This is a genomic window from Microbispora sp. KK1-11 (assembly GCF_006874435.1).
In the GTDB taxonomy this organism is placed as follows: Bacteria; Actinomycetota; Actinomycetes; order Streptosporangiales; family Streptosporangiaceae; genus Microbispora; species Microbispora catharanthi.
In genome coordinates this window covers 1-23112 of sequence record NZ_VIRJ01000018.1, presented here as the reverse complement: position 1 = coordinate 23112, position 23112 = coordinate 1, and the positions used below count along the sequence as shown (strand labels likewise).

17 protein-coding genes and 1 riboswitch are annotated in these 23112 nt (G+C 72.7%); of the genes, 9 read left to right on the top strand and 8 right to left on the bottom strand.

Annotation, left to right across the window (positions count from 1 at the left end; genetic code table 11):
- Nucleotides 1-10: 10 nt before the first annotated feature.
- The 4 genes from FLW16_RS24420 to FLW16_RS24405 form a co-directional block, all read right to left on the bottom strand.
- Nucleotides 11-7159 carry a non-ribosomal peptide synthetase gene (locus FLW16_RS24420; protein ID WP_142562458.1) on the bottom strand — a complete coding sequence of 2383 codons (7149 nt, stop codon included), beginning with the start codon at nucleotides 7157-7159 and terminating at the stop codon, nucleotides 11-13.
- A gap of 241 nt (nucleotides 7160-7400) precedes the next feature.
- Nucleotides 7401-8105, bottom strand: coding sequence for a 3-oxoacyl-ACP reductase FabG (gene fabG, locus FLW16_RS24415; RefSeq protein ID WP_142562457.1), 705 nt, complete (start codon nucleotides 8103-8105; stop codon nucleotides 7401-7403).
- A 4-nt stretch (nucleotides 8106-8109) separates the two neighbouring features.
- A complete protein-coding gene (locus FLW16_RS24410; RefSeq protein WP_142562456.1) occupies nucleotides 8110-8544 on the bottom strand; it encodes a group II truncated hemoglobin in 435 nt (144 codons plus the stop codon).
- Nucleotides 8545-8625: 81 nt separating this feature from the next.
- Nucleotides 8626-10074, bottom strand: coding sequence for an amidohydrolase family protein (locus FLW16_RS24405; RefSeq protein ID WP_142562455.1), 1449 nt, complete (start codon nucleotides 10072-10074; stop codon nucleotides 8626-8628).
- A 253-nt stretch (nucleotides 10075-10327) separates the two neighbouring features.
- On the opposite strand from FLW16_RS24405, the gene FLW16_RS24400 reads away from it, so the two are divergent.
- From FLW16_RS24400 to FLW16_RS24380, 5 genes are all read left to right on the top strand, one after another.
- Nucleotides 10328-11509: a CaiB/BaiF CoA-transferase family protein gene (locus FLW16_RS24400; protein ID WP_142562454.1), complete on the top strand. Its 1182-nt coding sequence runs from the start codon at nucleotides 10328-10330 to the stop codon at nucleotides 11507-11509.
- A complete protein-coding gene (locus tag FLW16_RS24395) occupies nucleotides 11502-12347 on the top strand; it encodes a citryl-CoA lyase (RefSeq protein WP_260615529.1) in 846 nt (281 codons plus the stop codon). The genes FLW16_RS24400 and FLW16_RS24395 overlap by 8 nt, the downstream gene beginning before the upstream one ends.
- Complete coding sequence (locus FLW16_RS24390; protein WP_142562453.1) at nucleotides 12340-13203, top strand: extradiol ring-cleavage dioxygenase; 864 nt, start codon at nucleotides 12340-12342, stop codon at nucleotides 13201-13203. Before FLW16_RS24395 ends, FLW16_RS24390 begins: the two co-directional genes overlap by 8 nt.
- Nucleotides 13200-13559, top strand: a complete 360-nt coding sequence (locus FLW16_RS24385) for a hypothetical protein (protein WP_142562452.1) — start codon at nucleotides 13200-13202, stop codon at nucleotides 13557-13559. Before FLW16_RS24390 ends, FLW16_RS24385 begins: the two co-directional genes overlap by 4 nt.
- 112 nt (nucleotides 13560-13671) lie before the next feature.
- A complete protein-coding gene (locus tag FLW16_RS24380; RefSeq protein WP_142562451.1) occupies nucleotides 13672-14637 on the top strand; it encodes a zinc-binding dehydrogenase in 966 nt (321 codons plus the stop codon).
- A gap of 47 nt (nucleotides 14638-14684) precedes the next feature.
- Here the strand turns inward: FLW16_RS24380 and FLW16_RS24375 are convergent, their stop codons facing one another.
- Nucleotides 14685-15485: an IclR family transcriptional regulator C-terminal domain-containing protein gene (locus FLW16_RS24375; protein ID WP_142562450.1), complete on the bottom strand. Its 801-nt coding sequence runs from the start codon at nucleotides 15483-15485 to the stop codon at nucleotides 14685-14687.
- Nucleotides 15486-15783: 298 nt separating this feature from the next.
- Between FLW16_RS24375 and FLW16_RS24370 the strand changes: the two genes are divergently transcribed.
- Nucleotides 15784-17022, top strand: coding sequence for a PHB depolymerase family esterase (locus FLW16_RS24370; protein WP_142562449.1), 1239 nt, complete (start codon nucleotides 15784-15786; stop codon nucleotides 17020-17022).
- A gap of 61 nt (nucleotides 17023-17083) precedes the next feature.
- On the opposite strand, the gene FLW16_RS24365 is transcribed toward FLW16_RS24370, so the two are convergent.
- Complete coding sequence (locus tag FLW16_RS24365; protein ID WP_142562448.1) at nucleotides 17084-17878, bottom strand: SRPBCC domain-containing protein; 795 nt, start codon at nucleotides 17876-17878, stop codon at nucleotides 17084-17086.
- Nucleotides 17879-18226: 348 nt separating this feature from the next.
- On the opposite strand from FLW16_RS24365, the gene FLW16_RS24360 reads away from it, so the two are divergent.
- From FLW16_RS24360 to FLW16_RS24350, 3 genes are all read left to right on the top strand, one after another.
- Nucleotides 18227-19999: a M48 family metalloprotease gene (locus FLW16_RS24360; protein WP_185949571.1), complete on the top strand. Its 1773-nt coding sequence runs from the start codon at nucleotides 18227-18229 to the stop codon at nucleotides 19997-19999.
- Between the two features lie 62 nt (nucleotides 20000-20061).
- Nucleotides 20062-20724: a hypothetical protein gene (locus FLW16_RS24355; RefSeq protein WP_142562446.1), complete on the top strand. Its 663-nt coding sequence runs from the start codon at nucleotides 20062-20064 to the stop codon at nucleotides 20722-20724.
- A gap of 71 nt (nucleotides 20725-20795) precedes the next feature.
- Nucleotides 20796-21413 carry a DUF305 domain-containing protein gene (locus tag FLW16_RS24350; RefSeq protein WP_142562445.1) on the top strand — a complete coding sequence of 206 codons (618 nt, stop codon included), beginning with the start codon at nucleotides 20796-20798 and terminating at the stop codon, nucleotides 21411-21413.
- Between the two features lie 24 nt (nucleotides 21414-21437).
- On the opposite strand, the gene FLW16_RS24345 is transcribed toward FLW16_RS24350, so the two are convergent.
- Together FLW16_RS24345 and FLW16_RS24340 are read right to left on the bottom strand one after the other, a co-directional pair.
- Complete coding sequence (locus FLW16_RS24345; protein WP_142562444.1) at nucleotides 21438-22217, bottom strand: CHAP domain-containing protein; 780 nt, start codon at nucleotides 22215-22217, stop codon at nucleotides 21438-21440.
- 162 nt (nucleotides 22218-22379) lie between these two features.
- Nucleotides 22380-22522, bottom strand: a riboswitch (cyclic di-AMP (ydaO/yuaA leader).
- A gap of 469 nt (nucleotides 22523-22991) precedes the next feature.
- A partial coding sequence (locus tag FLW16_RS24340) for an SDR family oxidoreductase (protein WP_142562443.1) occupies nucleotides 22992-23112 on the bottom strand: 121 nt, incomplete at its 5' end.

Here is a 23112-nt window from a genome sequence, read left to right as displayed (position 1 = left end):
CCCTCGTCCGTCATCCGGCGGAGCGCAACACGACGTGAGCGTAGGACCCGCTGGCGCCGAGCGCGTTGACCAGGGCGCGCAACGGCTCCCCCGCACGGCGCGGGCGCCACGGCTCCCGCCGGTCCGCCAGGCGCAGCGGCAGGGCGTCCCAGGACACCAGCCCGCCGGTCCGCCCGGCCAGGGTGGGCACGATCTCCCGGTGCGCGAACTGCAGCAGCACCTTCGCGATCTGCGACATCCCGGCGGCCGACTCCAGATGGCCGATGTTGGGCTTGACCGTGCCCACGGGCACGCCGCGCCCGTCACTCCCGGCCGTCCCGGCGAAGACCTCCGCGAGCGCCTCTATCTCGGCGGCGTCGGCGACGCTCGCCCCGGCGGCCGCGCACTCGACGTACCCGATCTCCTCCGGCGTACGGCCGGCGCGGCGCAGCACCTGCCGGATCGAGTCGGCGAGCGCCGGGCTGTTGGGTGCGCCGAAGCGCACGCTCCGGCCGGAGTGGCCGATCCAGGTGGCCTCGACGACTCCATGGGCGGTGTCGCGGCCCCGCGCCGCCGCCGCGGCCGGGCGCAGCAGGACGGCGCCCGCCCCCTCGCCGAGCACCCATCCCGAGGACGCGGCGTCGAACGCGCCCGCGGAGCCGTCGGGCGACACGAGCCCCAGGGCCGACAGCACCTCCGCGTGGTAGGGGTGGCAGACCAGGTTGACCCCGCCCACCAGGGCGGCGTCGCACTCGTCCCTGCGCAGGCTCTCCACGGCCAGGTGCAGGGCGGTCAGCGACGACGAGCACGAGGTGTCGACGGCGACGCTCGGCCCGCGGAAGTCGAAGAAGTGCGAGACCCGGTTGGGGATGTCGGAGGCCATGGCGGTGACGGCCGGCGGCTCGCCCCGCCGCCACGCGTCCGCGCCCGCCTGCCGGTGGTCGTGCCACATCACGCCGGTGAACACGCCGACGCGCGGCGCAGCGCGGCGCAGCGAGCCGGGGGTGTGCCCGGCGTTCTCCAGGCACTCCCACATGACCCGCAGCATCATCCGCAGCTGCGGGTCGAGCGTGCGGGCCTCGGCCGGCGAGATGTGGAACAACAGGCTGTCGAAATCGTCGGCGTCGGGGAGGAAGCCGCCGATCAGGCCGGTGCCGCCGGCGGCCCGGCCGGCCGGCATGCGGCCGAACGCCTGCCGCCCCTCGGCGAGGCCGCGCCAGAACTCCGCCAGGTCGGCCGCGCCCGGATAACGCCCGGCGACCCCCACCACCGCGATCTCCGCCGCGCGCCGCCCGTCCGAGGCGGGGACGACGGGCACGGCGACCCGGTCGCGGCGGGCGGCGCCGAACACCGGCCGCTCCCCGGAGGCGGCGACCGGGGGCACGGGCCGGGCGGGCACGCCGCCGAGGAACGACTGCAGGAACCGGTGCCCGTCGCTCAGGTGCAGCCGCTCGCGGATCTGCTCGAACGCCACCGCCCCGACGGGGCAGAGCCCGACGCCGCACGCCGCCTGGCCCATCATCAGGAGCTGGCCGATGTATCCGGCCTCCAGGGCCAGGTAGCGCGGGGCGTCGTCGCCGTACAGGGGCGCGATGCCGTCGAGCTGCCCGACCAGGTACAGCTCGAAGCAGGCCCGGTCGTAGACGGGCCGGTTGTAGTAGAAGTGCGCGGAGCGGTCGATCCCGTCCGCCGGCCCGACCAGTTGCAGCGCGTGCTCTCCCGGCCGGTAGTAGTACAGCCCGGCGGCCACGCCCTCCACGCGCCGCACGTGCAGGTACACCTGGACGGAGTAGGTGTCCCCCGCCGAGGGGTAGAGCCGCCGGCCCCGCTCGCCCGGCGCCGACGTGCGCAGCAGGCTGAGAAAACGGCAGAAATCGTCGTACGGCAGCGCCGCCTCGGCGAATTCTCGGTGGCTGCCGCGCCAGTCGTAGTGCTCGGGCGCGAACTCGGCCGCGTCGAGCGGGACGATCCGCTCCCCCGCCAGCCGGGGGCGCTCACCCCACCGGCCGGCCTTGAACGCGGCCCGCTCCTGCGGCGAGAAGAAGTCCACGCTCCCCGCGGCGGGCGCACCGCCCGCGTCGCCGTCGCCGGACCCGGTCGCGGATCGCGCGGGGGGGTTCACGGCAGGCTCGGAATGCGGAACGCCGGACCTCGCGGCACCGTTCGCAGCCGGAAGGTCCGGCGACGGGCCCGGCGTCGCGGAGCCGTTCGACACGGCGGGGGTCGCCTCGGCGGCGCGGGGTCGCGAGGGCCGGCCCGTCCCCCGCGCGTCGGCCGCGGGGGTCTCCCCTCCGTCGCCGTCCGACAGCCGGGCGGCGACGTGCCGGGCGATGGCGGTGACCGTGGGCTCCGACAGGAGCGTCGCCACCGGCACCCGCTGGCGGTACCGCTTCTGCAGCTCGCCGGAGACCTGCACGATCGTGAACGACGTGGCGCCCTGGTCCCACAGGTCGTCGTCGGGCCGTACGGCAGGCACGCCCAGCCGTTCGGCGAACAGCGCGGCGATCTCGTCCCGCAGTTCTTCGACGCTCGGCCCGCGCGGCGCCTCCCCCGGCTCCTCCGGCTCGGCCCCGGGCTCCTGCGCCGCGCCGGGCGCGCCGGTGAGCGGCCAGGGCAGGGCGTCCCGGTCGAGCTTGCCGTTCGCGGTGGCGGGGAACGTGCTCACGAACCCGACGAAGTTGGGCACCATGTATTCGGGCAGCGTCTCGGCCGCGAACGCGCGCAGGTCCCTGACTCCCGGCGGGGTCGGACCCGACGGCTGCACGTACGCCACGAGCTTGCGGTCGCCCGTGTGGTCGGGACGGGCCAGCACAACGACCTCCTTGACCCCCTCGTGCTGCCGCAGCCGGTGCTCGATCTCGCCCAGCTCGACCCGGAACCCCCGGATCTTGACCTGGTTATCGGCGCGGCCGAGGAAGCAGATGTTCCCGTCGGGGAAGAAGGAGGCCCGGTCGCCGGTCCGGTACATCAGCTCGCCCGGCCGGGACGCGAACGGGTCGGGCACGAAACGCTGGGCCGTCAGCTCGGGCTGGTTGTAGTAGCCCAGGCTCAGGCACTCACCCGCGATGTAGAGGTCGCCCTCCACGCCGACCGGGCATGGTTCGAGCTGTTCGTCGAGGATGTAGTAGCGGCTGTTGTCGATGGGCCTGCCGTACGGGATGCTGCGCCAGGCGGGGTCGATGTCCTCGACCGGGAAGTAGTTGGACCAGACGGTCGCCTCGGTGGCCCCGCCGAGGCTGACGATTCGCGCCCGGGGGAACACCGCGCGGACCTCCCCTGGCAGGGACAGCGGGGTGTAGTCGCCGCTCAGGAACACCAGCCGCAGGTCGCCGGTGCCCGGCCGGCCCGCGTGCGCGGGCAGCAGCGGGGCGAGCTGGTTGAGCGTGGTGGGCGCCGAGTTCCAGAAGGTGATCGGCTCCCGCAGCAGCACGTCGGCCAGCTCGGCGGGGTCGCGCTGCTCGGTCTCGTCCGCGACGTACAGCCCGGCGCCCCGTCCGAGCAGCCCCAGGATGTCGAACACCGACAGGTCGAAGCCGAGCGAGGTCACGCACAGCCCGACGTCCTCCGGGCCGAAGCCGAACTCGCGGTAGGCCCAGCTCAGCAGGTTGAGCACCGGCCGGTGGGCCACGGCGACGCCCTTCGGCCGGCCCGTGCTGCCGGAGGTGAAGATGACGTACGCCGTGCTGTCCGGGGTGGTGACCGGCGGCGGGTTCTCGTCGCCGCGCGGGTCGTCGCGCACCGGGTCGCGGTCGACGCGGACCACCTCGACGCCCACGTCGTGACACGGGGTCTGCGAGGTGGACAGCACCAGCGCCGCCCCCGCGTCTCCGAGCATCACGGCCGCCCGCTCCCTCGGCAGGTACGGCTCGACCGGCAGGTAGACGCCGCCCGCCTTGAGCACCCCGAAGACGGCGGCCACCATGTCGGGCCCGCGCCGCATCGAGATGCCGACCACGGTCTCCGAGCCCACACCGCGGTCGCGCAGCTGCCAGGCGATGCGGTTGGCGCGCCGGTTGAGCTCGGCGTACGTCATCGTGCCGCCACGCCAGCGCAGCGCCACGGCGCCGGGCCGCTCCCGGGCCTGCCGTTCGAACAGCAGGTGGACCGGCCCGTCGGCGGGGAACTCGCGGGCCGTGTCGTTCCACTCGTAGAGGATCTTGTGCCGCTCGGCGGCGGACATGCCGCCGGGGCGCTCCCGCTCGCCGAGGAGGTGCGCCAGCCGGTCCCGGAGGCCGGCGAACGCCGCCTCGGCCGTCCCCTCGGGCAGGTCCGCGGGGTCGAGGTCCCAGCAGAGCTGCAGCCGGTCGCCCTCGCCGACGGCCACGCAGTCGAGCGAGACGTCCGGCGTGCACGTCCGCCATTCCCCGGCGACGACCCCCGGCGGCAGCGGATGGCCGTCGAGGTCGAACACGCTCGTGTAGACGACCGGATGGGCCAGGCCTCCGCGCCGGGCGGCGACGCGGCGCAGCTCGGCCAGCCCGCTCGCGCCGTCGGCCGCCGCGTCGGCCGCGAGGAGCCGCTGGTGGTCGCGGGCCCGCTCCAACAGCGGCGTGTCCCCCGGGACGTGCGGGATCCAGCTCAGCGCCGTGTGCTCTCCCGGCCGGCACGGCTCGGCCCACCCGGGCCACCGTACGACCGTCAACGCGAACGTGCCGGGCAGCCGGGCGGCCAGCGCCTCGCCGAAGGCGGCCAGGATCACGGCGTCGGCGGACACCCCGGCGCCCTCGGCGATCTCCTTCAGCCGCCGCCATCCCGGCAGCGTCGCCTCCAGCCGCACGCGCCGCCGGCCGCGTTCCTCCCCCGCCGCGAGCGAGGGCAGCGTGGGGCCCGGCGGCAGTTCGGCCAGCCGCTCGCGCCAGTACGCGACCTGCTCCGGCGAGGAGGCCGGGCGGTGCTCGCGGGAGTCGGCGGCGGGCGCGGGATCGGCCGCCGTGTCGGCGTACAGCCGCCACAGCTCGCGCAGCAGGAGATGGATGCTGCGCGCGTCGGCCACGGCCAGGTCGACCGCGACGTGGACGGTGGCCGTCTCCGGGGCGCCGGCGTTCCCGCCCGGGGCCGGGGACACGTTCGCCGGGAACACGTTCGCCGGGGACACGTTCGGGGCAGGGGACGCGCCCGCGTCGCGCGAGCCGGAGGCGCCGCGCGTCACCTGGATCTCGGCGTGCGGCCCCCGCCCGAGCGGGAACGGCCGCACGGACAGCGTCGCGCGGACCGCCTCGGCGTCGAGGCCGGACACCGGGATGTGCCACCGGCGCGGCGCCCTCGACCGCACGAGCAGCCGCCCGTCCACGGTCACGGACGCGCGCAAGGGCTCGTAGGCCTCGGCCAGGCGCAGCCACGCCCGCTCCAGGCGGTCCACGTCGAGGTCGGGCACCTCGAAGGCGTGGTAGACCTGACAGCCCTCCCCGCCGGACCGCCGGGCCACGTAGTAGGCCTGCTGCAGGTCGTTGAGCGGCAGGACGCGGTCGGCGCGGGAGTCCTCGGCCGCCAGCGCGCGCAGCGTGTTCGCGAACCTGGCGAACACCGCCTCGACGCCCGGGTGGAGGCCGTCCGCGACGTCCCAGCGGAAGCGCAGCTCGCCGTCCTGCTCCCACATCTGGTGGTCGAGCCCGACACCGGACGTGCGGGTGACGGCGTAGCGGACGTCGCGGCCGAACCCCGGCGGCTCGGCCCGCGGGCCGAGCATGCTGGTGAACACGACGGGCAGCGGCGGCGGGGCTCCACGCCGCAGGTGGCGCAGCGCCTCCACGCCGCCGACCGCCGCGTGGTCGAGATCCGACCACAGCAGCCGGTGGACCTCACGCGCCGCCTCGCCCAGGTCCATGCCGTCCAGGGCCGGCATCGGGAAGACCAGGCTGGAGGTGAACGGGCCCACCAGGCGGTCGGCCGCGGCGGGCAGCCGCACCCGGTCGCTGGTCGTCAGCACGAGCGAGAACGGCGTGCGCGCGCCCGCCCACGCCAGGGTCTCGGCGAACACGGTGAGGACGAGCGCGGTCGGCGACACGTTCCAGGCGGCGGCCCGCTCGCGCAGCGCCCGCCACTCGGCCTCCGCCAGCCCGCCCTCCAGCGGCCGCCGCGGCTCCCCCGACGGCGCCGGGACGTCAGGACCGGCCCCCGCCGCGGGCGCCGTGCTCGTGTAGGCCAGGGCAGGGCCCGGGGGCAGGTCGGCGAGCCGTCGCCGCCAGTGGTCGAGGTCGGCCTGGTGGGCCGGAGTGCGCGTGTGCGCCCGCAGGCGCTCAACGCACTCCCGCACGCTGGGCCCGGCCCCAGGCGGCTCGGGCAGCGGATCACCGGGCCGGACGTAGGCGCGCCACCAGTCGGACAGCAGCAGGTCGAGACCGCGGCCGTCGGTCACGACCGCGTTCACGTCGAGATGCACGACGGCCCGCCCGCCGCGCGCCCTGGTCACCTCGACGGCGAACAGCGGCCACTCGCCCGGTTCGTGCCGCAGCCGCGTCAGCCGTCCCCTGACCTCGGCCACACGGTCGTCGAGTTCGGCGTCGGCCACCTCGTGGACCGGCATCGTCCAGGGGCCCGCATCCCGCATCACCCGCTGGCGCCCGTCCTCGGCCAGCACGGCCCGCAGCATGTCGTGGTGCGCGACGACCCGTCCCCACGCCTCCTTCAGCCGGTCGGGGTCGAGCCCGGCGACCTCGAACTCGCGGTAGAGGTGGCAGCCCACCGGGTCGGGCCCGAGGTCCGGATGCGACCCGGCGACGTACGCCTGCTGCATGGGCGTCAGCGGGAACGGCGCGTACCGGTCCTCGGGCGCGGCCCCCTCGCGTCGCGAGGCGCGGGCCGGCTGCCCGGGCCGTTCGGCCTTGTGCGGTTCGGCCTCATACAGGCCGTCCTCGGGCAGCGCCCGGGCGATCCGCCGGGCCAGGTCGCGCAGGCCCCCCGCGTCGCGCAGCCACTCCAGCGGCACGTCGGCTCCCAGCTCCTCCTTGATCTCCAGCACGAGGCGGGCCGCCGTCATCGAGTCCAGCCCGTACGCCGCGAGCGGGGTGTCGTCCGCGGGCGCATCGGGGGAATCGGCGCCACTGCCCGTGCCCGAGCCCGAGCCCGTGCCGGTGCCGGTGCCGGTGGGCAGCGCCGCGGCCAGCATCCGCCGCAAGGCCGCGAGGACCTCGTCCACCGGCGCGTCCACCGGTTCCGCGACCATGTCCCGTGTCGGTCCCATCGCTCTCCCAGTCGTTGTCGGCGTCGGAGGGTGAATCGGGCCGGGCGGGGGCGCGGAAGGGGCCCGCCGGCGATCCCCGCGGCGAGGGCGTCCGCGGATGACCCGGCGAAGATCCGGCGTGAGATCCGGCGTCGTGCCGTCGCCGCCCGTCCGTATCGAAAAGCTAGACGGGGGCCCGCCGGCGCGCTGCTCAGGATTGAGCAGGCCGCCCCGGCCGGCCCCCGCCGCCGGATCGGACGGCTCAGTGGCCCATGCCGAGGCCGCCGTCCACCGGGACGACGGCGCCCGTGACGTAGGACGCCGCCTCCCCGGCGAGGAACGCGACGACCCCGGCCACCTCCTCGGGCTCGGCCGTACGGCGCAGCGCGATCTGCCCGAGCACCTCGGCCCGCCGCTGCTCCGTCATCGAGTCGGTCATGTCGGTGCGGACGTATCCCGGGGCCACCACGTTGACGGTGATCCCCCGGGAGCCGAGCTCGCGTGCGAGCGACCGCGCCAGCCCGACCATCCCGGCCTTGGCCGCCGCGTAGTTGGCCTGTCCGGCCGCGCCGGACAGGCCGCTGACGGACGAGATAAAGATCATCCGGCCGCGCCGCATGCGCACCATCGGCCCCACCGCGCGCCGGGCCACGCGGAACGCGCCGGTGAGGTTGGTGTCGAGGACGCCGGTGAAGGCGGCCTCGTCCATCCGCATCAGCAGCATGTCGGCGGTGACGCCGGCGTTGGCGACGAGGACCTCCACCGGGCCGTGCCGCTCCTCCACCTCCGTGAACGCGCGGTCGACCGCCGCCGCGTCGGTCACGTCGCAGCGCACGCCGAACAACCCGTCAGGTGCGCCGCCGCCTCGGTGGGTGACCGCCACGCGGTCGCCCTCTTTCGCGAACGCCCGCGCGATGGCCAGGCCGATGCCGCGGTTGCCGCCGGTCACCAGCACCGAGCGATTCATGCCGTCACCAGTCCCACCGGCCCATCGGGGGGTAGGGGGCCTGGTAGGCGTCCGGCGCGTCGTGCGACACCTTGGTGGAGAAACCGGCCGCCCGGGTGACCTGCCGGGTGAACGCCTGCCTGAACCGGGCGTCGCCCGGCAGGCCCGCCTCGTCCGCGGCCCGCAGCATCAGCTCCACGAACCGGTCGCGCTGCTCGTCGGTGATCCTCAGGCCCTGGTGGGCCCGGAAGATCGCCTCGAACCCGCCGAGCTCGTCGCTGAAACGGCTCGGGCCGCCCATCATCTCGACGAAGAACGCGGTCAGGTTCTCGGCGTGGTGAGAGGACCCGTACTCGAACAGTCTCTTGAGCAGGGGATCGCGCAGCACGGACTCATGGAAGTGCTCGGCGAACTTGCGCAGTGCCGCCTCGCCGCCGACATGCTCGTACATCGTCGTCATCGCAGCCTCCTCGGAACGCCTGGGCTGGCGTCACCGTAGGCGGCGGACGGTCGTCGATTCTGCTCAAAAGTGGACGAGGGATCAACGGCTGTGCGTCGCGGCGCTGTGGTAGTCGGTGTACGTGTAGGGGTTGTCGAGGATCTTCGTCTCGGGGATGTCGGGATTCATCCCCTTCTGCCACGCCTCCTCGCCCAGCGTCGAGCGCAGGTACTCGACGGTCCGCTCCACCTCGCGGCGCGCCGCGGCGAGGTCCACACCGACCAGACGGTGCTCGTGCTTCACCACGCGGCCGTTCACGAGGACCGTGTGCACGTCGCCGCGCTGCGCCTGGAACGCGACGTGCCCGTACGGGTTGAGCAGCGGGAACGACACGGGCGACGCGTCGTTCTTGATGAGCACGATGTCGGCCTTCTTACCCGCCTCGATGCTGCCGAGGTCGTCGCTCCGGCCGATGGCGCGGGCGCCGCCGCGCGTCGCCCACTCCACCACCTGGTCGGCGCGCAGGCTGCAGTGGGTGACCGTCTCCCCCCTGGCGTGCGCCTCCATGTGCTCGCGGGAACGGTCGGCGCCGAGCGTGGTGCGCATCGCCGAGAACAGGTCGCCGCTCCACCAGACGCTGGTGTCCATCGACAGCGAGACCGGGATGTCGTGCGCGCGGATGGCCCAAGTGGGCGGGTAGCCCTGGCCCGCGCTTTGCTCGCTCTCGGTGGAGACCGAGATCGAACCGCCGGTGGCGGCGATGCGGTGGTAGGAGTCCGCCGACAGCGAGGCGGCGTGGACGTAGACCGTGTCGGGCGTCATGAAGCCGTGCTCGTACATCAGGCGGATGCCGTCGTCGCTGGTGGCGCCCCACACACCCGCGTGGGTCGTGACCGGGACGCCGAGCTCGCGGGCCACCTCGAAGGCCGGCTTCTCGGGGAAGGCCGGGTCGCCGGTGACATCGAAGGCGATCTGGAAGCCCAGCATGTCGTCGCCGGTGATGCGGCGCCGGACGAAGTCGCGGAACTCCGGCGCGCCGGTCCACTCGGCCGGCGGCGCCTGGATGTTGCCGTAGGCCAGCACGAACCGGCCGGGCACCGCCCGCAGCGCGTCCACGGCCGCGTCCGCGTGATCGACCGTCCGCAGCCCGTGCGACCAGTCCACGACCGTGGTGACGCCGGCGTCGATCGCCTCGATCGCGGCCAGCAGGTTGCCCGCGTGCACGTCCTCGGGCCGCCACAGCTTGCCGTACTCCAGGTAGTACCAGACGAAGTACTGCGTCAGCGTCCAGTCGGCGCCGTAGCCGCGCATCGCCGTCTGCCACATGTGCCGGTGAGTGTCGATCATGCCGGGCATGACGATGCCGCCGGTGGCGTCGACGACGACGGCGCCGTCCGGAGCGGGCAGGTCGGGCCCCACCTCGGCGATCCGGTCGCCGACGACGAGGACGTCGGTGCGGGGCAGCACGCTGTGCCCGTCGTCCATCGGCAGCACCGTGCCGCCGCGCAGCAGCACGGGCCGGTCCGGCCCGAAATCGGTCGGCTCGTTCATCGTCGAACTCCTCACCTTCCCACTGGCCGAGCGCGCTCAACGACAACGAACACTTGTCCGCCATGCGGTCAGCGCTGCATCCGCTGTTACTTTCCCGAGCACCGCCCCTGCTGTCAACCATGGGTTTCCCCCATCATCTCGTGACGAAGAGCCGGTCGAGCATTTGACGCGCGGACCGCCTGTGCCAGAATCGCCCTCACGGACTCATGTCCGTTGATCGGACACTGCTGTAACAGCAAGGAGGGGGAGCCGGATGACAGACGACACCGCGCCCGAGCGGGGAGGCGGGCCGCTGTCCGGCGTGCTGGTGGCCGACTTCTCGCGGGTCCTCGCCGGGCCGTACGCCACGATGCTGCTGGCCGACATGGGCGCCGAGGTCGTCAAGGTCGAAGGGCCCAAGGGAGACGACACCCGCACCTGGATGCCGCCGGTGCGCGGCGACGTGTCGACGTACTACCTGGGGGTCAACCGGGGCAAGCGGTCGATCGCGCTCGACCTGCGGGACTCCGGCGACGCGAAGGTGGCCCGTGAGCTGGCCCGCCGCGCCGACGTGCTGGTGGAGAACTTCAAGCCCGGCGGGCTCGCCAAGTACGGCCTCGACTACACCTCGGTGAGCGCGGCCAACCCCGGCGTGGTGTACGCCTCGATCAGCGGGTTCGGCTCCGGCGCGGGCCGCGACGTGCCCGGCTACGACCTCATGGTGCAGGCCATGTCGGGGCTGATGAGCCTCACCGGCGACCCCGAAGGGCCGCCCTACCGCGCGGGGATCTCGGTCTTCGACGTCATGGCGGGCAACCACGCCGCCATCGGCATCCTCGCCGCCCTGCGCCACCGTGACGCGACCGGGCAGGGCCAGCACGTCGAGGTCAACCTGCTGTCCTCGGCGCTGACCGGCCTGGTCAACCACAGCTCCGCGTACGTCGCCGGTGGCGTCGTCCCCTACCGCATGGGCAACGCCCACCCGAGTGTCTTCCCCTACGAGCCGCTGCCCACCGCCGACAACGACATCATCGTCGCGGCCGGCAACGACGGCCAGTTCCGCAAGCTGTGCGAGGTGCTCGGCATCCCGGAGATCGCCGACGACCCGCGCTTCGCGCGCAACGCCGACAGGACCGCGCGCCGCGAGGAACTGCGGCCCATCCTGGTCGGACGGCTCGCCACGCGCGGCGCGCTGGAGTGGTTCGAGCTGCTGGTCGCGGCGGGGGTGCCGTGCGGGCCGATCAACACCATCGACGGCGGGTTCGCCATGGCCGAGCGCTTCGGGCTCGACCCGATCGTGGAGGTGGGCGAGGGCGACCGGGCGGTCCCGACCACCCGCCACCCGATCCGGTTCTCCGCGACCCCCGCCGCCTACCGGCTGCCGCCGCCGGAGCTGGACGAGCACGGGGACGAGCTGCGCGAATGGCTGACTCAGGAGGAGGACGGCGATGTCTGACGGGCCGGAGATGATCGAGCGGCCGTCGTATCCCACGGCGTTGGGGGCGTCCTCGCTCAGGTCGATCACCCTGCTGGGCCACGACCTCGCCGAGGACGTGATGGGAAAGGTCGGATTCGGGGAGCTGGCGTTCTGGCTCGCCGCCCAGCGGCGGCCCACGCCGGGCGAGACCCGGGTGTTCGAGGCCGTGCTCGCCGCGCTGGCCGACCACGGGTTCACCCCGACCGCGATCGTCACCCGGCTGACGTACCTGTCGGCGCCCGACTCGATCCAGGGCGCGCTCGCGGCCGGGCTGCTCGGCGGCGGATCGCGCTTCCTCGGCGTGACCGAGGACTGCGGCCGGTTCCTGCACGACGTCCTGGCGGCGCACGACGGGCCGCCGCCGTCCGACGACGCCGGCTGGGACGCGCTGGCCCTGGAGACCGTGCGGGCCCGGCGGCAGGCGCGGCGGTTCATCCCCGGCCTCGGCCACCACGTGCACAAGGAGGGCGACCCGCGCACGCCCCGGCTGCTGGAGATCGCCGCAGAGGAGAACCTGTTCGGGCCGCACCTGTCGCTGTTCGCCGCGATCGGCCGCGTGCATCCCGAGGTGCTGGGCAAGAAGCTGCCGCTCAACGGCGCGGGCGTCTGCGGCGCGGCGCTCGCCGACCTCGGCCTGCCGTTGGAGTTGCTGCGCGGCTTCGCCCTGCTCGCCCGTACGGCGGGCCTGATCGGCCAGCTCGCCGAGGAGCTGCGCCGCCCGGTGGCGAACGAGATCTTCCTGTCGGTGGACCTCAACAACCGGTCCGTCGACCCCGAGCCCTACGCCCCTGACGCCACTGGAGGTTCGCATGGCTGAACTGGTCGCGGTGATCGCGTCCACCCATCACCCGTTCTACTACCGCGCCAGCACGGCCACCGGCGAGGACCGCCCGCCGTTCGCCGACGAGTGGGTGCGCAAGGTCGAGGCCTTCCGGGAGACGCTGACCAAGGCGCGGCCCGACGTGCTGGTCATGGTCGGCTCCGACCACTTCCACCAGCTCTGGCTCGACAACATGCCGCAGTTCCTCGTCGGCAAGGCGCCCTTCTACGACGCGAACTGGTACAACGAGGAGCGCGAGTTCGGCCTGCCCCGGATGTTCTTCACCGGCCAGGAGGACCTGTCGGCGTACATCCTGCGGGAGGGCCTCGACGCGGGCTTCGACCTGGCCTTCTCCAACGAGCTGCGGATCGACCACTCGATCACGTGCCCGATCATCACGCTGCGGCCGCAGAACGACCTGCCGATCGTGCCGATCTACACCAACATCTTCGCCCCGCCGCTGCCGCGGCCGAAGAGGTTCGTGCAGCTCGGCCGTACGATCCGCGAGCTGGTGGAGTCGTGGCCGGCGGACAAGCGGGTCGCGGTGATCGGCACCGGGCACCTGTCGCTGGAGCTCGGCGGCCCGCGCCAGTTCGGCCCGCACGGGCCCGATCCCGAGTTCGACCGCAAGGCGGTCGAGTGGATCTCCTCCGGCGACATCGAGGGCTGCCTGTCGGAGGTCACCCTCGACAGCCTCCACCTGCCCGGCAACGCCACCCACGGCTTCATGGACTTCATGCTGATGATGGGCGTGGCCGGCGAGGGCGCCAAGGCCGACTACGTCGACACCTACGACCTGTTCCACACCATGGAGGCCTACTTCACCTGGTACCCCAACGGAGGCGTGGCGTGAGCAAGTACCTGCTGAACAAGTTCCTGTTCACCGTCGACCGCGATCCGGACCTGGTCGAGCGCTACCGCGAGGACCCCCGCGGCACGGTGGACTGGTGGGAGGCCGAGTACGCCAACCGGCTGCTGAGCTGTCACGGCGGGGAGGCGTCGACCTGGCTGCGCTTCGAGGACGCCGAGCGCGAGGCCCTGGCCGGCCACGACTACCCCCGGCTGTTCGAGCTGGGCGCGCACCCGTTCCTCACGCTCACGCTGTTCATCGCGATGTTCGAGCGCGACCACGAGCCGATGGGCTTCCAGACCGAGTACGCCCGGCGGCTGGCCCACATGACGATGCCGTACCCCGACATCGCGACCTGATCGGACCTGCCCGCCGTCGAATGCGGGCCGGGGCGGCGAGGCGCCGGGCACGCCGTGCGGGCGCGCCCGGCGGCTGTCGCCCATGACGACGTGCTTCAGCGGAAGGTGGGACATGCGCGCAGTACAGATCGTGGAACCCGGCAGGCCGCCGCTGGTGGCCGACCTGCCCGTGCCCGTCGCCGGGCCCGGCGAGACGCTGGTCGAGGTCGTCGCCGCGCCCGTCACACCGCTCGATCTGCTGTGCGCGACCGGCACGTCCTACTTCGGCAGGCCGCGCACGCCGTACGTGCCGGGCGTGCAGGGGGCCGGCGTCGCGGACGGGCGGCCGGTGTGGTTCGCGACCTCGGCCGGGATGGCCCCGGGCGACGGCAGCATGGCGCAGGTGGCGGCCGTGCCCGCGCGCGACCTCGTCGACCTGCCGGCGGAGGCCGACCCGGTCGCGGTGGCCGCGCTCGGGCTCTCGGCCGTCGCCGCGCACATGGCGCTGACCTGGCGCGGTGAGCTCGCCCCCGGCGAGCAGGTGGTGGTGCTCGGGGCGGGCGGCGTCGTCGGGCAGGCCGCCGTGCGGATCGCGCGGATCGCGGGCGCCCGCAGGGTCGTCGCGGGCGCCCGCTCCCCCGCCGCCCGCGAACGCGCCCGGCAGGCGGGCGCGGACGCCGTGGTGGCGCTCGACACCGACGACGTCGCCACGCTGGCCGCCCGCTTCGCCGAGGCCTGCGACGGGCCCGCCGACCTGGTGCTCGACCCGCTCTTCGGCCCGGCGGCGGCCGCCGCGGCCCGTGCCCTGCGCCGGGGAGGCCGGTGGGTCAACCTCGGTTCCTCGGCGGACGAGACCTGCCCGATCGACTCCTCCACGCTGCGCAGCGGGTCGCTGCGGCTGCTGGGATACACCAACAACGAGCTGAGCCCCGAGCAGCGGGCCGCCTCGATCGTCTTCGTCGCCGAGCAGGCGGCGCTCGGGCGGCTGGCCGTCGCCCACGAGGCGGTCCCGCTGGAGGAGGCGGGCGCCGCCTGGCGCCGTCAGGCGGCCGGGACCGCCTCCGGCAGGATCGTCCTGATCCCCGGGGCCGCCATCTAGGAGGCGGTGGCCCGCGGACTCCTGGGATGGCCGCGGCCTGCGGATTCCTAGGAGGCGGTGACCTGCGGGACCGACTCGTAGAGCGCCCAGTCGGCGCTGATCGCGCCGGCGGTCTTCAGCAACAGCGGCAGATACTCCTCGGTCAGCTTCTCCAGCGAGGTCTCGGCGGCATGGCTGTTGACGTTCACGGCCGCGATGACGGTGCCGGAGCCGTCGCGCAGCGGCGCGGCCACCGACCGGATCCCGAGGGCGAGCTGCTCGTCGGTCAGGGCCCAGCCCTTCGCCCGCACCTCGCGCAGCATGGCGTCGCGCTCCCGCGGATCGGGCCGCCAGCGCGGCTCCACGCCCGACCGGCTCGGCTCGGCCAGCACCCGCTCCAGCTCGTCCGGCGGGAGCGCGGCCAGCAGCACCTTGCCCAGGGACGTCTGCAGCGCGGGGAATCGCGTCCCGATCTGCACCGAGAGAGCGACGATCTTCGGCACGGCCACGCGGGCGACGTACACGATGTCGGACCCGTCGAGCTGGGCGATCGACGACGACTCGTGCGTCTGGGCGACCAGCCGTTCCAGATGCGGCCGGGCCACCTCCCACAGGCCCGTCGAGCGGACGTAGGAGACGCCGAGTTCGAGCACCCGCGGGGTCAGGGCGAAGCCGCCCTGCGCCGAGCGGGCGTACCCCAGCTCCTGCAGCGTCAGCAGGATGCGCCGCGCGGTGGGCCGGGCCAGGCCGGTCGCCGCCGCCACCTCGGTCAGGGACATGACCGGGCGCCCGGGCTGGAACGCCCTGATGACATCGAGGCCGCGCGCGAGCGCCTCGATGAAGTCAGGTCCGGTGTCGCCTCGTGCCATGAACGCCTCTTCCGCTCGAACTCGCCGAGTCAACTTTAGACCCTGGGCGCGGTTTGCTGTCCGCCTGTCGGCGGGCCGCGTCGCCCGAGATGCCCAGCTTCGCATCGCCGCGACGCGGCGACCGGCGAGGACACGTCCTCAACCTGACCGCTCAGCGGACCGCTGTCCGCATCAGTGACACGCTGACAGCGCCATGACAGGACGGTGAGAAGTGTGTCCGGCGACCATGTCGGGAGGACGGCCGGAGTCCTACCGTGCGCGGAAAGGATCGGTGCGCCAGGTCATCCGAGGAGCCCCCATGGTCACGTCCTTCCCCGCCCGGCCGCCGCGAGCGGCCCTCGCCCTCTCGACCCTTCTGCTCGTCCTGGCCGGCCTGCTCGGCACGGCCCTGATCACCCCGCCCGCGCGCGCCGCCTCGCTGGCGCAGGTCGGCTCGTTCGGCTCCAATCCCGGCAATCTGGCGATGTACGCCTACCGCCCGGACGGCCTGCCCGGCGGCCGGCCGCTCGTGGTGCTCCTGCACGGCTGCACGCAGAACGCGAGCGGCTACTTCGCCGATTCGGGGTGGCGCAAGTACGCCGACCAGTGGGGCTTCGCCCTGGTGCTGCCGCAGACCTCCAGCGCCAACAACTCGTCGAGCTGCTTCAACTGGTTCCAGACCGGCGACACCACGAGGGGGCAGGGCGAGGCCGCGTCCATCCGCGCCATGGTGGCGTACGCGGTCGCGAACTACGGGACCGACCCCGCACGGGTCTACGTGTCCGGACTGTCGGCGGGCGGGGCGATGTCCGCCGTCATGCTGGCGACCTACCCGGACGTCTTCGCCGCCGGCTCGATCGCGGCCGGCCTGGCCTACCGCTGCGCGAGCAGCCTCACCGAGGCGTCCGGCTGCCAGTACGGCCCGACGAGCAGAACCCCGCAGCAGTGGGGCGACCTGGTGCGGAACGCCTACCCCGGCTACACCGGGCCGTACCCGCGGGTGGCCGTCTGGCAGGGCCAGTCGGACTACACGGTCGTCCCCGCCAACGGCGCCCAGTTGCGCGACCAGTGGACGAACGTGCGGGGCGTCTCCCAGACTCCCGCCTCCACCCGGTCGCTCACCGGCGGCACCACGCTCAAGGTGTACGGCGACGACGACGTGCGCCTCTACGAGATCAGCGGGATGGGCCACGGGCTGCCGGTCGATCCGGGCGGCGCCGCCGACCAGTGCGGCGCCACCGCGGCGTACTTCCTCGACACGATCTGCTCGGCCTACCACGACGCCCGCTTCTTCGGCCTCGACGGCGGCGCCCAGCCCAGCCCCACCACCACGCCCACCATCACGCCCAGCCCCTCGCCCAGTGCCACGCCGCCGCCGGGCACGTGCGTACGGGCCAGCAACTACGCCCACACCACCGCCGGGCGGGCGTACCAGTCCGGCGGCTACACCTACGCGAAGGGGTCGAACGACGCCATGGGCCTGTGGAACACCTTCACCACCCACGCGCTGCGCCAGACCGGCCCGGACTACTGGGTGCTCGCCGACGGCCAATGCTGATACGCCGCGTTTTCGCCACCGCGTCCCGCGCCCTGCCCGTCCGGGCGGGGCGGGATGCTCGTCACGCGCTCCCGGCCGGCAGGGGCTCGCCCGTCTCCAGCAGAGTCTTGAGCGCGGACAGCACCTGGGGCCAGCCCTCGCCGACCATCTCCAGAACGGTGCTGCCGGGATCGAAGCCGTCGTGGACGACTGTCAGCTTGACCGTCTCCCCCACCGGCTCGATCTCGAACGTCACCCGTGACCTGCGCTCCGTCTTCAGCCTGGCGAGCACGTCCTCCCCCAGACCGACCGCCTCGGCCCACTCGGGCGTGAAGGTGTGCCAGGTGTACGAGAGACGGCGGCCGGGTTCGGACTCGACGACGACCTGCTCGGGATCGGCGATCGCCACACCGCCCTGATGCCACGTCATCGGCGCCCCCGGCCGCCAGTCGGTGTCGAAGGACAGGCCCCAGTAGCGCCGGGTGAAGCCGGGGTCGGTCAGGGCCTGCCACAACCGCTCGGGCGTGGTCCTGATGTAGGTGGTGTAGACGAACTCGGGGTTGCCCATCGGTTCCTGCTCCAATGCGTTCTTGAGATCGGCAAGAGCACGGGCCCGCTCGCGGTCGAACCTGCTCATCCAGCGGTCCGCGATGGCGTTGATGGGCACGGCGTTGAGGTAGTGCAGTTTCTCCCGGCCACGCCACACCGTGGTCACGAGGTTCGCCCCCTCCAGCACCGCCAGGTGCTTGCTGACCGACTGCCGCGCCATGTCCAGCCCCGCGCACAGTTCGCGCAGCGTCTGGCCGTTGCGGGCGTTCAGGCTGTCCAGCAACCGGCGGCGGCTGACGTCGGCCAGCGCCTTGAACACCTCGTCCATCGTCCCCATCCCGAACATGCAGCCTTGTGGCTGCATGAACGATATGCAGCCACGAGGCTGCATGTCAACGTCCCCCACTGGCCGCCACCGGGCGCTCTCGGGGCAGGGGCGCGTACGGCTCCGCCACCTCGACTTTCATCACAAAGGGGGTGAATGCGGCATCCAGCGACTATCTCTCCTTATGTCGCTATTTGGAATTAGTCAGTCATCAGCCGCCCCGGCCGCCATTATTGTCGCCGCCGCATTCGAATCGACACCAGGCGTGACCAACCGTGTATGCACACGTCATTGGCCGGACGGCAACGGTCTTTTACGGTGAGGTTCCCGCCGTCCCCGTGGAGGCATTCCGTGGAACTCGTCGGAGCGTGGTCCCGGCGCCTCGCCGAGCGTCTGACACCTCATGAGATCGATTTCGCCGCGGAGGTCGGCTCCGCCTATGCCGAAGGCGGGGAACGCCGCCGCCGTCTTTTCACTCCCGGGGACGGCGGTGAAACCGGGGGATTCGCGCCCGGCGCGGGAATAGGCGAGCTGCCGGCCATTCTCGACGCCCTGCGCGCTGCCGCCGATCACCTGCACGCGTTTCTCGCGGACGGAATGATCGGGAACACGCTCGCCGTGTACGCCCTCATCCAGGCGCGGCGTAGCGGCAAAACCCCTTCGCTTGAGCGAACCGCCGCCACCGGCGGCCCTCCGTCGCCCGCCCGGACGATCCCCGACCAGGGGCGCCTGCTCGACCAGGCGATCGCCGTCCTGATGGAGCGCCTGATCGCCTACGGTCTCAGCAGGGAGAGAGCCGAGCAACAGACCTACCGGCTCCTGGAGACGGTCTTCGAACCGGGCAACACCCTGGAGGAGATCCAGGCACTGCTCGCCGCTCTTCTGGCCACCGACCCCGCTCTGCCTCTGCCGGAACCCCGGCTCGGCGGCCGGACGCGTTCCTGGATGCTGCCACCGTGGCTCTGGTTCTACCTGATCGCCTACCTTCTGGTCGGAGTGCCCGGGCTGATGGCCGACTGGATCCGCCAGGCCGGCGACTACTGGACCCTGATCACGAACAGCCCTGTTGGCGTCGCCCGCACGGCGGGCATCGTGCTCGGTGCCGCGAGCATCGCCCAGCTCTTCCCCGCGCTGATCCTGCTCGGGGCGATGGCGAGCCTGCTGCTGCCGGGGTTCCGCGGAAGAAGAGTCGAGCGGCGGCACGATCTGAGAGTCAGCGACAACCCGGTCATCGAGGAGATCGCCGCGTTCGTACGGCGGCAGGACCCCTCCATCGAGATCAGGTTCAGCGAGAGCACCCGCATGCAGGCGCGTGTCTATCCCGTGGGCTGGAAGAAGGCGCGGATCGCCGTCTTCCTCCCGCTGACCGTCCTGTGGCGGGCCGACCCCGAAGCGGCCGAGGCCGTACTGCTGCACGAGATCGCCCACCGTCGTCAACGCGATCACCATGTCGTCGGTCTCGCGAGCCCTTTCACCTGGCTGGTGCGCGCCTGGGGCCCGATCTTCGTACTGGTCGGGCTGCTGCCGATCACCCTGTACGTCGCACTCGGAGGCGCGGCAGGACGCCTGCTGACCGGGCAGCTTCTCGTCCACGCCGCCGTCATTCCGAGGATGCTGCTCCTGCCGGTCGTTGCGCTGTGGCTGGCGGAACTCAGCGCGGACCGGCTGGCGGTCCGGCAGCGTGGCGCCGACGCGCTCATCCGGGCACTGGCCCTCGAACGGACCCTTCCCGGCGGCCGGCTGAGACGTGCCGGCAGGGTGCTCACCCACCCGCCGGCCGCGCTGCGCCGGAAGGTCGCCCGGGGGCGCTTCTGCGGCCTCACGGGACTGGCCGTGGCGTGGCCCGCGACCTTCGTCGTCCGGCTCGTGCTGGTGTCGGCCTTCGCCCTGCCCGCATTCATGCTCACCGGTGAGGACATCGGCGCCGCGATCGCCCACGTGCTCCAGAGCATCGTCAGAGGGCTCGCCTTCGACCGGCTCATCCTGGGCGGGAGCGCGGTGCTGCTGGTCGTCTGGCCGTGGATCGTGCGGACACGAGACACCGACGATCGCAATTCCCAGTTCGTCCCCTACGCAGTGGCCGCCATCCTTCCTCTGGCCCTCTATATGACGAGTTTCATCTGAACCACGGCTTTCATCTGAACCACGGCCCTCGATCGACGGTACGACAAGGAGGGAATTACTTCATGAACAGAAAAGCGCGGAAATGCGGATTAGCGGCGGCCGTGTCGGTGACCGCGGTGCTCGGGACGGTGATCCCGTCCGGCCCGGCGGCCGGCGCGCAGTCCGCCCTGCGGATCTATCGCGGCACCGCCACCGTGGTGGTCGACTCGTACGACTACTGCGGAGGTCCCCTCTCGGGCGAGCACCGGTTCATCGGCACCAGCCGATACAAGATGGCCGCGAGGTTCGTCACCGGTCCACGCAAGTCCGCCGCGGGCCGGGTCGAGCGCAATCCCTTCTACTGGGAGTTCTACGTGGGGAACATCGGAGCCGTCGGATCGTTCCAACTCGGCTCCGCCCATATCGTCACCGCGTCGGCCCGCGATCTCGGCGGCAACGCACGCGACCCGAGACTCTTGCTGGGCTACTGGGTCACCAGCCGATCGGGCACCTCCTGGTCCGGCAAGCTGGTCGACAGCCATCGCGCCGAGGGGGCCACGTTCAACCACTTCTACGGAGAGAAGACCATCGTCCCTTGCCGCGATCTCGGCACGTCTCCCTTCCTCTACGCCGTCAACGCCGGGGCGACGGTCTCGGGCCGGGTGAGCTCGGGAAGCGCGGCGTTCACCATCAGCGGCTCGACCTACGGTGACAACTACCGGTTCCGCATCACGTTCAGCGGCTGAGGGGAACGTTCCGCACGGCGGGGTACGACAAGCCAGGAGTCCCACGCCCGGACGCGCGGAGGTGTCGGCCGATGAAGGGACATGTTCTGCCGGTGGCCCTGCTGACGGCCGATCTGCTGGTCGGCGTGGGCGGCGCGTACGGCTCCGCCGCCTGGGCCGGGACGCCTTCTTCGCCCGCCGCGATCACCGCGCCCGCCGCACTCGCCGGGCCTGCGGCCACGACGCCGACGGCCGACCACAACGACCAGGACGTCATGTTCGCCCGGATGATGATCCCGCATCATCGTCAGGCGGTGGAGATGGCGAGACTGGCCGAGGGCCGCGCGGCGGACGCCAGGGTCGCGCGGCTCGCCCGGCGGATCGAGGCCGCGCAGGCTCCCGAGATCCGGACGATGAGCGGCTGGCTCACGGCCTGGGGCGAGCCGGTGCCCGGTGTGAGCCCCGCGCCGGCGCACCACGCCATGCCCGGAATGATGTCCCCCGAGGACATGCGGCGTCTCGCGGGGCTGTCCGGACGGGCCTTCGACCGGGCCTTCCTCACGATGATGATCCGGCATCACGAGGGTGCCGTCGCCATGGCGCGCGACGAGCTGCGCACCGGGGTCTACGAGCCGGCCCGGCGGATGGCGGCGGCCATCGTCTCCAGCCAGTCGGCCGAGATCAGGGAGATGAAAGGCCTGCTGGGTTAGCGCGGCCCGAGTCGTCGTGGGAGGTCACCGCTTGCGGTGCCGTCCGCCGGACGTCGCCGCCGCGGCCTTGAACCGGAGCCCGGTCACGGCGGTGGAGACCACCGCGAACAGCAGACCGGCCGGCAGGACGGCGTCGCCGGGCGACCACACGACGTCGAGGGACTTCCCCTGCGTGGCCGCCATGTTCCTGGTGGCGGGCGGAGCGGCGCTCTGGACGCTCGCGTTCACGGCCGCCACGGGCTGGATCGTCACCGGCGCCTTCGGCGCCACCTTGACCTTGCGCGGCAGGCCGTACCCGACGATCTTGCTCGTGTCGCGCACCTTGCGCTTCAGCCACACGCCGTCGACGTTGCCCTCGATCGTGTGGACCTTCCCGCCGACGACCTTCTCGACGATGCCGACGTGGTCGATGTCGCGGATCTTCTTGGACCCCGACCAGTCGAAGAAGACCACGGCGCCTGGCTCGGGCTTGTCGCTCCAGGCGTGGTGCTTCTTGAACCACTTGGCGTGCCGTGTGGTCAGCGCGAACTCGCCGACATGGCCCTGCACCCCGGCCCGGTCCGCCGCCCAGGAGACGAACATGTCGCACCAGGGGGCGGTCTTGAAGTCGGGGTCCTTGGCGATGTTGTCGGCGTACCACTCGCCGAACTTCGTGTGTTTCCCGGCTCGTTCGCGGTAGCCCAGTTCGGGGCGGACGGCGTCGAGCAGTTGTCGAGCTATCGGATCGGTGGAAATCGGAGGCTCCTCATGGCGCGCTTCAAGACATGACGAACCGGCCCGCGGGGCGTGGTGGCATGACGGCATGACCGTCCGGGGACACGGCCGCGGCGGGGCGGAATCAGAAACGGGAGATGTGGCAGCCCGTCACGGGCGCGCCATCACCCCGGAAGCCTGGAGACGTTCCAGGGCGGGCATGTGGTCCGGCGACGCGGACCGGGTGGGCAGGTGGAGCCGACACTCCACGCGCTCTCCTCTCCTTGGCCGCCTACCGGGTTAGCTGACGGGTTCGGGCCAGGAGTAGCCCTACCGGATGGTCCGGATTCACCCCAAGAGACGTGGGTCCCCGGTTCCCGGGATCGATGACTTCCGGGATTCGGCGGTCGCCGGTCGTCCTCGGGTTGAGGACCGCTCACCGGCGCGACACACGGGAAGCTTAGTAGATAACAAGTAAGACACGACCAAAAACCCGGCAAACGGCACCATTGCGGCCGTCCCCGTTCCGTACTTCCGCAGGTCCTCACGGTCGCGGGCCGCCCGCGGTGAGATGCGCCACACAGCGCCGTACGGCATTGACGGCCCGCCCGGCGAGCGGGTCGGCGGCCAGGCGGCCGTACCCCGAACACGCCGTCGCGCCCGGCGGCGGTCCCCCGCCGGGCGCGATCAGTGCAGAGAGTCAGTCGGCAGGGGTCAATAAGCAGGGGCCAGTTCCCTCCACAGCTCTTCGGGCACGGGCGTGGCCGCGAGATCGAGGTCCTCCCTGATCTCCTCCGCGCTGCGTGCGCCGATCAGGACGGTGGTGACGGCGGGGTGCCGAGCCTGAGCCTGAGCCGGTTTGCGGCGGGCGGCGGTCGCCGGCCGTCATGAGGTCACCGGCCGCAGCCGCAGCCCGGCCATCCCGCCGTCCACGGCCAGCTCGACCCCGGTCGTCGACCCCGCCCGCGGGCTGGCCAGATACGCCACCGCGTGCGCGACCTCCTCC